The sequence below is a fragment of the Campylobacter sp. DY7 genome, from assembly GCF_057802535.1.
Window position 1 is genome coordinate 65,865 of sequence record NZ_JBYJAU010000008.1, and the last position, 10,455, is coordinate 76,319.

The following is a 10,455-nucleotide window of genomic DNA, read 5'->3' on the forward strand; positions in this document are numbered from 1 at the left end:
AAACAAAACTTAATCATAAATAAAACTATAAATATTGTTTAAATAATTAAATAAAACTCTAATTCCTGTTTTAAATTCTTAAAACAGGAAATTAAAATTTATAAAGAATAAATATTTAAGCTTATTTCCTCTAAAGCCTTTAAATAAGCTTTTGCAATATCAAGATTTGTAAAACTTGCGACCTTACTCTCACTTGCAGCTCTTCTTATTTTAAAGCCATCGCTAAGGCTAGATTTTGCATCGCTTGGAGTGTTAATTACTAGCGAAATTTGCTTATTTACAAGCTTTGTAATTATCTCATCGCTTTCGCTAAGCCTATCAACCTTGCTTACTTTTACGCCATTTGTAGCAAAATAATTTGCTGTATTTAAAGTAGCTAATATTTCATATCCTAAAGCACTAAAACCACGAGCTAATTCTAAAGCTTCAGGCTTATTTTTATCATCAATGCTAAACAAAACTTTGCTATATTCTTTAATGCTAATTCCACTAGCTAATAAGCCTTTAAATATAGCTTTATTTGGACTCACACTTGCTCCTAAAACTTCTCCTGTGCTTTTCATCTCAGGGCCTAAAATAGTATCAACTAAAGCAAGCTTAGAAAATGAAAAAACAGGAACTTTTACATAATACATATCCTTAACTTCTTCATATTCTTTACTAATGCCTAATTCTTTTAAGCTCTTTCCTAAAGCAACTTTAAGCGCTATATTTGCTAGATTTTTATTTAAAACCTTGCTTAAAAATGGCAATGTTCTTGATGCTCTAGGATTTGTTTCTAATACATAAAGCTCGTTTTCATAATATACGAATTGTATGTTTAAAAGACCTTTGATTTTTAAAGCAATTGCAAGCTTTTTAGCATAATCAATAATCTTAGCCTTTACCTCATCGTTTATACTAATACTTGGAGTTATTGCAGTGCTATCTCCACTATGCACCCCTGCTCTTTCAATATGTTCTAAAATACTTGGTATATAGACATTTTCGCCATCGCATATTAAATCAATCTCTAGCTCTTTTCCACATAAATATTTATCTATTAATATAGGTTTATCTTGGCTAATTTCGGTAGCATTTTGCATATATTTTTTAAGTTCTTCATCGTTAAATACTATTTGCATAGCTCTTCCACCTAATACAAACGATGGGCGAACTAACACAGGATAGCCTATCAAATTAGCATTTTTAAGAGCTTCATCAACACTAATTGCTGTAATTCCTTTTGGTTGATTTAAACCTAAATCACTCATTAATTTTTCAAATAATTTTCTATCTTCAGCCGTATTTATACTATCTAAACTAGTCCCTAAAATCTTAACTCCATTTGCTTCTAAAAACTCAGCTAAATTAATAGCAGTTTGTCCGCCAAAACTAACAATTACTCCTAAAGGTTTTTCAATATTAATAATTTCTAAAACTTCTTCATTGCTTAAAGGCTCAAAATAAAGCTTATTAGCCACACTATAATCAGTTGATAAAGTTTCAGGATTATTGTTAATTATTATTGCTTCATAGCCCATTTCTTTAATAGCCCAAATAGCATGAACGCTAGAATAATCAAACTCAATTCCTTGCCCTATTCTAATAGGACCACTGCCTAAAACTATTATTTTTTGATTTTTGCTGATTTCATTTGTATCTTTAAAATCATTATAAGTTGAATAAAAACTTGGGATTTTATTTTTATAATCAATTGGCTGAACGCATTTATAAATAGGTCTTATGTTGTTTTTAGCCCTTAATTCATAAACTTCTTTTTGGCTGCATTGCCAACGATGAGCGATGATTTTATCAGCTAGGCCTAATTTTTTAGCTTTTTTTAAAGCCTCTATATCAAATCTTTTTTCTTTTAATTCATGCTCTGTATCAATAATTTGCTTAAAAGTTTCAATGAATAATCTTTGTATTTTTGTAAGGCTCATAATCTCATCAACGCTAATTCCACGCCTTAAAGCCTCGCCTATAAAAAATATTCTCTCATCTCCTGCTTTACTTAAACGCTTTTTGATTAATTCATCTGAGTAAGTTTCGCCATCTTTTAACCCTAAATGACAAATACCATATTCAAGCGATTTAATAGCCTTTAAAATACTTTCTGCTAAGCTAGTTCCAAGTCCCATTACTTCGCCTGTTGCTTTCATTTGCGTGCCTAAATATCTATTAGCATCTTTAAACTTATCAAAGGCAAATCTAGGAGCTTTCGTTACAACATAATCTAAGTTTGGCTTATATTCAAGATAGCTTAAGCCACTTGCTTCGTTTTTAATCTCGTCTAAAGTCTTACCAAGTGCAATTTTTGCAGCAATTTTTGCAATAGGAAAAGAAGTTGCCTTGCTAGCTAAGGCACTTGAGCGTGATACTCTAGGATTTACTTCAATTATATAATAATCGTTTGTATTAGGATTTAGTGCAATTTGAACATTACAACCACCCTCAATCTTTAAAGCTTTTATTAGTTTTAAAGCTACATTTATCATTTTTTGTTTAATTTCAAGACTAAGTGTTTGAGTTGGTGCAACCACAAGCGAATCGCCTGTATGAATGCCAACTGGGTCTATATTTTCCATATCACAAATTAAAATCGCTTGATCTTTTCTATCTCTTATAACTTCATATTCAAGCTCTATAAATCCTGCTATTGATTTTTCTATTAAACACTGATTTGTAGGTGAATATGTTAAGCCTTCTTGAGTGATTTTTCTAAGTTCAGCTTCATTTTCGCATATTCCACCACCTGTTCCACCCATTGTAAATGCAGGGCGAACTACGACAGGATAGCCACATTCTTTTGCAAATGAAATTGCACTTAAAGTATCATTTACTATTACACTAGGTGGAACAGGCTCATTTAATTCATTCATTAAATTTCTAAATAATTCTCTATCTTCAGCCTTATTAATTGTCTCTAAACTTGAGCCTAAAACCTTGATATCAAATTCTTTTAACACCCCAGCCTTATCTAATTCTATCGCCATATTAAGCGCAACTTGTCCGCCTAAGGTTGCTAAGATTGCATCAGGACGAGTTTTTTTAATAACCTTTGTTACAAATTCTAAAGTAATTGGCTCTATATAAATCTCATCTGCAATATTTTTATCAGTCATTATGGTAGCTGGATTTGAGTTTATTAAAATTACTCTTTTTCCTTCTTCTTTAAGCGATAAACAAGCTTGAGTTCCTGCATAATCAAATTCAGCAGCTTGACCTATAATAATCGGACCACTTCCTATTACTAAAATTGATTTAATCTCTTTCATTTATTCTCCTTTATAAATTATTTTTCCATCACAAATTGTTAGCATTACTTTTGAGCTTAAAACTTCTCCTAAATAAGGTGTGTTTTTACCAAGACTTATAATTTCACTTTCTTTTAATTCCCAAGTTTTTTCTAAATCAATCACAACAATATCAGCCCTAGAGCCAACTTTTAGCTCTCCTGCGTTTTCTAAATTAAAGATTTTTTTAGGGTTTGTGCTAAATGCGTTTAAGATAGTTTTTAGGCTTACTAAATTTGATTTAACTAGCTTTGTATAAAGCAGCGAAAACGCAAACTCACTTCCTATAATTCCAAAATACGCTTTAGAAAATCCACCTTGCTTTTCATCTTTTGAATGTGGAGCATGATCGGTTGCGATAACTTCAATTATGCCTTCATTTAAAGCTTTTATTAAATAGTCTTTATCATCTTTACTTCTTAAAGGTGGGTTCATTTTCCACATTCCATTATCTTCTTTTATATCTTCATCGCAAGATATTAAATGATGTGGAGTTACTTCGCAGCTTATATTTACGCCTAAGCTTTTGCCAAGTTCAACCATTTTTACGCTTTCTTTTGCACTTATGTGGCATACATGATAATTTGAATTAGTCTCTTTACAAAGTAGCATATCTCTTGCAACTTGAACGCTTTCGCTTGAGCTTGAAATTCCTTTTATGCCTAGCTTTTTTGCTTGTAAGCCATCGTGCATAAAACCGCCTTCTACTAAGTCTAAATCCTCACAATGTGCTATTATGTATTTATTAAGCTTTTTACATTCTATCATTGCATCTTTCATAATTTTTGCATTTGCAACGCCTCTTCCATCATCGCTAAACGCAAATACAAAAGGTGCTAATTCGCTAAAATTAACTAAACTTTGCCCTTTTTCTTCAAGTGTAATTGCTCCGTATGGTAAGACTTTCATGCAAGAATCTTGTTTAATAAGTTCTAATTCCTGATTTAAATTCTCTAAGCTATCAGGCACAGGCTTTAGGTTTGGCATAGCGCAAGCTGTGGTAATTCCACCTTTTGCATTTGCTAATGAACCAGTTTTAATTGTCTCTTTGTGTGAATATCCTGGCTCTCTTAGATGCTGATGAATATCAACAAAACCTGCACTAACAAGCCTACCTTTAACATCAATTACTTCGCCACAATAATTAATATTAGGAGCGATTTTTACAATCTTTTCATTTTCAATTAAAATATCTGTATTAATAAATTCATTATCAATAAACGCATTGCAATTTTTAAGAAGCATTTTAAATCCTTTCATAAACATAATCTAATATTGCCATTCTGGCAAACACACCATTACTCATTTGTGTAAAAATCCTTGATTTAGGGCACTCAACCAAACAACTATCAATTTCTACATCTCTGTTAATTGGTGCTGGATGAAGAATGATTGCATTCTCTTTTAGCATTTTGTATTTATCCATTGTAAGGGCGAATGAATTTCTGTATTTAGCTAAATCAAGTTCGTTTTTATCGTGTCTTTCGTGCTGAATACGAAGTAGCATACAAACATCAATTTCGTTAATTATTTCATCAAGTTTGTAATAATCTTTGTATTCATTGTCTTGATAAATAGGCGGTGCTACTAAAAATACTTTAGCTCCAAGTCTCTCAAGCGCATCTTTGTTTGACCTTGCTACACGAGAGTTTTTAATATCTCCAACGATAGCAATTTTTAAACCTTCAAAAGTATTAAATTGTTCGTAGATTGTCATAAGATCAAGCAAACATTGAGATGGATGTGCTCCACTGCCATCACCTGCATTAATGATTTTTGCATTAAGATTTTTTAATTCATCAAAATAATTATTTTGTTTATGCCTAATTACTAAAACGCTAGTTCCAAGACTTTCAAAAGTCTTGCAAGTATCATATAAACTCTCGCCTTTATTGATACTTGAACTTGCTGCAGAAAAATTAAGCACTCTAAAGCCAAGCTTAAGCTCGGCAACTTCAAAACTAGTCCTTGTTCTTGTAGAATCTTCAAAAAATAAATTAGCTATGATTTTATTTTCATAGGTTTTAAAAAAGCCATCGTTATTTTTATAATAAAGTGCTTTTTTGATTAACTTATAAAAATCATCATTACTAAGAGTTCTAGTTGTTAAATAATCACGCATTTTTTTCCTCCCACGAGAGTAAGGCCTAACCGCTAAAATGTGACTAAAATATAAAGGGGAAATTGTGTAATTTGAAGTTCAAAAAAATCTGTCAATAATACTAATATAAACTTAAATTAAAATAAATTTTAAAGAATTTAAATTAAGAATTTGGATTTTTTAAAACTCAATTTCCGAATTCAAATTCCTTTTGAATTTGCTTAGAAATTACATTGAAAAATTAAAGAATTTGAAATAGGAATTTCAAATTCTTTTTGATTAAGAGTTTATATATTTCATTGTGGTTTCGTAGCATAAATAAGCCATTGCAATAGTAATAATCCAACCAAATAAAGCTAATAATTTAGAGTGATTATAATCTCCTACTATGTTTTTCTTATATGCAGCAATCAAAATCACACATAAAGCAATAGGCAAAATAAATCCGTTTAAAGTCCCAACTAGAATTAAAACTTGAGTAGGACGACCTATGGTAGAAAATACTAAGGTTGAAAATATTATAAAAGCTATTATTATGTTATTTTCATTCTTTTTAAGCCATGGGCTAAAGCTTGAAATAAAACTTACTGAAGTATAAGCACAGCCAACAACTGAAGTAATAGAAGCAGCCCAAATAACTATACCAAAAACAATACTTCCAAATGAACCTAAAATATATTCAAATGGAGTTAAAGCAGGATTATTAGGATTTAATTTAACGCCCAAAGAAATAACACCTAAAACAGCTAAAAATAAAAATACTCTAATAATACTTGCTATTAGTATTCCTGAAATTGAGCTTTTGCTAACTTCTTTTAGATTTTCTTTGCCACTTATTCCTGCATCAAGCAAACGATGAGCGCCAGAAAATGTGATATATCCACCAACGGTTCCGCCTATTAAAGTTACTAGGCTTAGCGCGTCAAACTTAGATGGTACAAAAGTTTCTACTACAACTTCTTTAAAAGGTGGATTTGCCTTAAAAACAATATAAATAATAATTACAATTAACAATGCTCCTAAGATTTTTGCAAATCTATCCATATGAGCACCTGCGTCTTTATTAATAAAAATCCCAATAGCAATAATTGCACTAATACAAGCTCCTAAAATAGGATTAATGCCAAATATCGTCTCAAATCCAAGCCCAGCTCCTGCAATATTTCCTATATTAAAAGCAAGTCCGCCCAAAATAATCAAAAATGATAATAAATACCCAACTCCAGGAAAGACCTTATTAGCAATATCTTGAGCCTTTAGCTTACTTACTGCAATTACTCTCCATACGTTAAATTGAACCCCTATATCCATAATAACCGACATTAAAATAATAAAGGCAAAACTAGCTCCTAAATTAGCTGTAAAACTTGCAGTTTGAGTTAAAAACCCAGGGCCAACTGCTGAAGTTGCCATTAAAAACGCAGCCCCTAAAACGGCACGATTATCTTTCATTAATTACTCCTTATGCTTATATTGTTTTCTTCTAAAGTTTTTTTAATTTTTTTGGCAAATAAAATTGCTTTTTCGTTATCTCCGTGTAAGCATAAACTTTCAGCCTTTATAGGAACTTTTTTGCCATTTTCACTAATTACAAATGAGTTTTTAATCATTCTTAGAACTTGATTTATAGCTTCATTTTCATCTTTAATAACAGCATTTTCTTTACTTCTTGATACCAACAAGCCTTCATCTGTATATCTTCTATCTGCAAAAACTTCACTAATTGATTTAATACCAACTTCATTTGCTGCACTAATTAAACACGAATTACTAAGCCCCATTAAAGCAATATCTTCGCCTAATTTTGCAACTTCTATTGCGATATTTTTAGCTAGTTTAAAATCTACGCAAGCCATATTATATAAAGCTCCATGTGGCTTAACATAGCTTAATTTAACTCCTACTAATTCACACATTTGCTTCATCGCACCAAATTGATAAGCAAGCAAGGCTTTTAACTCAACTTCACTTAAATTTTCATTACTTCTTCCAAAATTAGCCCTATCATCAAAGCCAGGATGTGCTCCTATTCTTAAGCCTAATTCTTTTGCAAGTTTTAGTGTCTTTAAAATCTCTTTATAATTGCCTGCATGAAGACCACAGCAAACATTTACCGAGCTAATTACTCTCATAATCTCTTCATCATTACCAATGCCTTCAGCTAAATCTGAATTAAAATCAATTTTCACTTGCATACTCCTTTACTTGATTTATATGTGATATTCTTTCTTTTTTAGCTTCTAAGGCTTCTTTTAAATCTACTAATTCAAAAGAGATTTTACTATTAATTCTACTTTGAGCAAAAAGCCCTAAATCAGCCTCAATTACTTGAGCAATTTTTGCATAACCGCCTGTAGTTTGTGCATCTTTTAATAAAACGATAGGCTCTCCACCACTTGGCACTTGAATTGTCCCTGCACTAACTCCGTGAGATGCTAAAGAAAGCTCTTCTTTTAAATCTAATTTAAAATCACTTTTTAATCTATACCCCATTCTATTACTTGAACTTGTGATTAAAAACTCATTATTTAATAAATTGTGCTTAGCCTCATCGCTAAAATAATCCCACTCACTACCTTTTAATATCCTAATGCTTTTTCTATTTTTAATACCCGCTACTGCTATTTGAGATAAATTCATTCTTGAGCCTATGCTAAGCTCATCGCCTACTTTTAATGCTCTTCCATTTAATCCGCCAAAATTTGCACTAAGATTTGTAGAAGCTGAGTTTAAAACCAAATCAGCCTTAAAACCACCATAAGCACAAATATAAGCACACATTCCTGACATTGCCCTTACTAATCTTAAGGTTTTTCCTGCTTCAATTCTAATTCTGTAATTATTATGAATTGGCTTTTCATCTATAAAAGCCTCATAGTTTGCTCCTGTGATACAAAAAGTCATTGCCTTATCGCAATATATTTCAATACCACCTAAAATAACTTCAATTGCAGGTGCGTTTAAATCATTGCCTAATAAAGCATTTCCTAACATGAAGCTCCATTTATCCAAAGCTCCGTTTTCATTAACCCCATAAGCTTTATAATTTAGCCTTCCTAAATCTTGAATGCTAGAAATTGATGAAACTTTTGTAACTTTCATAATCTCTCCTTAATGCTATTAATCACAAACTTAAGCTTATCTCCTGCTTTTAAAAGGCTTGGCTCATCGCTATTAATATCAAATAATTTTGTTTTGGTATTGCCTATTATATTCCAACCACCTGGACTTTGATAAGGATATATTCCAGTTTGTGCTCCGCCTATACCAACTGAACCTGCAGGGATTTTTAGTCTTGGAGTGCTAAGTCTTGGAGTATGAAGCCTAATATCAAGCCCACCTAAATAAGCAAAACCAGGTTGAAAACCTATAAAATAAACATCATAAATAGGCTCGGCGTGTAATTTCGCAAACTCGCTCATACTCATACCCTTAGCTTTAGCAATTACTTTTAAATCAAGTCCTAAATCCCCACCATAATCAACTGCAATTTCTACTAATTTTCCATTTAACTCAAGTGGTTTTATATGTTTTATTAGTTCGTTTAATTCGCTTTGTAAGTCTAATAATTCTTTATAATTTAAATCACTTGTTAGCACATAAACACTATTCATACCAACTACTACTTCTTTAATATGAGCTTTGTTTTTAAGCTCTTCGTTAAGTGCGTAGCAAATGCGTTGATTTTGCATACTAATAGGAGGTGCTAGGTATAAAAGAAGTGAAGTTTCACTCGTTATTATAAACTCATTATACATTTTACACTCCTAAAATACTGAATATTCATTATCTTGCTTATCAGTTACGAACATATAGCCAGGCGAATGTGTTATCATAATCTCAGGTTTGCTAGTAAGTGCAATGCTTTGCGGAGTTACCCCACAAGCCCAAAATACACAAACTTCATCAGGATAAATAGTAGATGCGTCGCCAAAATCAGGCTTTGAAATATCTTTTATACCTATTTCGCTTGGATTTCCTATGTGAATTGGAGCTCCATGAACACTTGGAAAAAGCGCTGTTGTAGTTGTAGCTCTAATTAAATCCTTGTATTTAATAGGTCTCATTGATACAACCATTTTTCCATGAAATTTACCCGCACTAAGGCAGTCAATATTTGTAATATACATAGGCACATTATGATCTTCTTCAATGTGTCTTAAAGGGATTTTGTGATTTATCAAAGCTGCTTCAAATGAAAACGAACAGCCCATTAGAAAGCTTACATAATCATCTTTAAAATAATTTATAATATCGCTTACTTCATCTACTAATTCGCCTTTTTTATATATTCTGTATTTAGGAATGCTTGTTCTAATGTCTGCGTTATCAGCACATATTTTGGTTAAATACTCTCCTGCATCAAGCACTTCTATCAAAGGACAAGGTTTTGGGTTTCTTTGACAAAATAGTAAAAAATCATAAGCATCACTCTTTGGCAAAATCGCAAGATTTGCTTGAACATAGTTAGGACACACACCTGAAGTAGGTTTATTGAACTCGTTTTTTGAAATCAAAGCTCTTAATTCTTTTGGGGTCATTTTATCTCCTTTAGTTTTATTTTGATTGTAATGTTAAATAATGTGAAATTTTGTAAAAAAATAAAATATTATTTTTAGTTGTTACTAGATTACTCAAATAATAATAAGTATTTAGGAAGTTTAAAGAATTTAAAATAGGAATTTTAAAATAAAAAAGCAATTTTTACACGCTTTAAAAATTACTAGGGATATAAGCTACAAATTATTATGCTAAATCTTTAAGATAATTCATTTTAATTAATTAAATTCCTATTTCAAATTCTTAAGAATTTTTACGATATTAAATGTAATTTTAGCTATTTTTTATGTGCTTTGAAGATAAATTAATTTAGTATGCAAAGCTATAAAATATTTTTAACTTAAATAGAATTTATAAAATCAAATTCCTATTTCAAATTCTTTAAAAGTTTAAGCAAAAAACTATTGATAATCATTATAAGCTCGGAATAAACCACTTCAACCACTTCAACCACTTCAACCACTTCAACCACTTCAACCACTTCAACCACTTCAACCACTTCAACCACTTCAACCA

7 protein-coding genes and 1 pseudogene are annotated in these 10,455 nt (G+C 31.1%); all 8 read right to left on the minus strand.

The window, feature by feature from the left end; all coding sequences use genetic code 11:
- Positions 1–98: 98 nt before the first annotated feature.
- The gene (gene carB, locus AC1B00_RS06590) at positions 99–3,260 is read right to left on the minus strand and encodes a carbamoyl-phosphate synthase large subunit (protein ID WP_488848894.1); all 3,162 of its coding nucleotides are present in this window, start codon (positions 3,258–3,260) and stop codon (positions 99–101) included.
- Positions 3,261–4,523 (minus strand): dihydroorotase, encoded by a 1,263-nt coding sequence (locus AC1B00_RS06595; RefSeq protein ID WP_488848895.1) that lies wholly within the window; start codon positions 4,521–4,523, stop codon positions 3,261–3,263.
- Between the two features lies 1 nt (position 4,524).
- Complete coding sequence (locus tag AC1B00_RS06600; protein WP_239817112.1) at positions 4,525–5,400, minus strand: aspartate carbamoyltransferase catalytic subunit; 876 nt, start codon at positions 5,398–5,400, stop codon at positions 4,525–4,527.
- A gap of 258 nt (positions 5,401–5,658) precedes the next feature.
- Complete coding sequence (locus tag AC1B00_RS06605; protein WP_488848896.1) at positions 5,659–6,831, minus strand: NRAMP family divalent metal transporter; 1,173 nt, start codon at positions 6,829–6,831, stop codon at positions 5,659–5,661.
- Positions 6,831–7,568: a 5-oxoprolinase subunit PxpA gene (locus tag AC1B00_RS06610; protein ID WP_488848897.1), complete on the minus strand. Its 738-nt coding sequence runs from the start codon at positions 7,566–7,568 to the stop codon at positions 6,831–6,833. The genes AC1B00_RS06605 and AC1B00_RS06610 overlap by 1 nt, the downstream gene beginning before the upstream one ends.
- Positions 7,558–8,481, minus strand: coding sequence for a 5-oxoprolinase subunit C family protein (locus AC1B00_RS06615; RefSeq protein WP_239817115.1), 924 nt, complete (start codon positions 8,479–8,481; stop codon positions 7,558–7,560). Before AC1B00_RS06615 ends, AC1B00_RS06610 begins: the two co-directional genes overlap by 11 nt.
- Positions 8,478–9,137: a 5-oxoprolinase subunit PxpB gene (gene pxpB / locus AC1B00_RS06620; RefSeq protein ID WP_488848898.1), complete on the minus strand. Its 660-nt coding sequence runs from the start codon at positions 9,135–9,137 to the stop codon at positions 8,478–8,480. The genes AC1B00_RS06615 and pxpB overlap by 4 nt, the downstream gene beginning before the upstream one ends.
- A 9-nt stretch (positions 9,138–9,146) precedes the next feature.
- Positions 9,147–9,926 (minus strand): annotated as a pseudogene (locus AC1B00_RS06625) (putative hydro-lyase); the annotation flags it as partial.
- Positions 9,927–10,455: the final 529 nt, after the last annotated feature.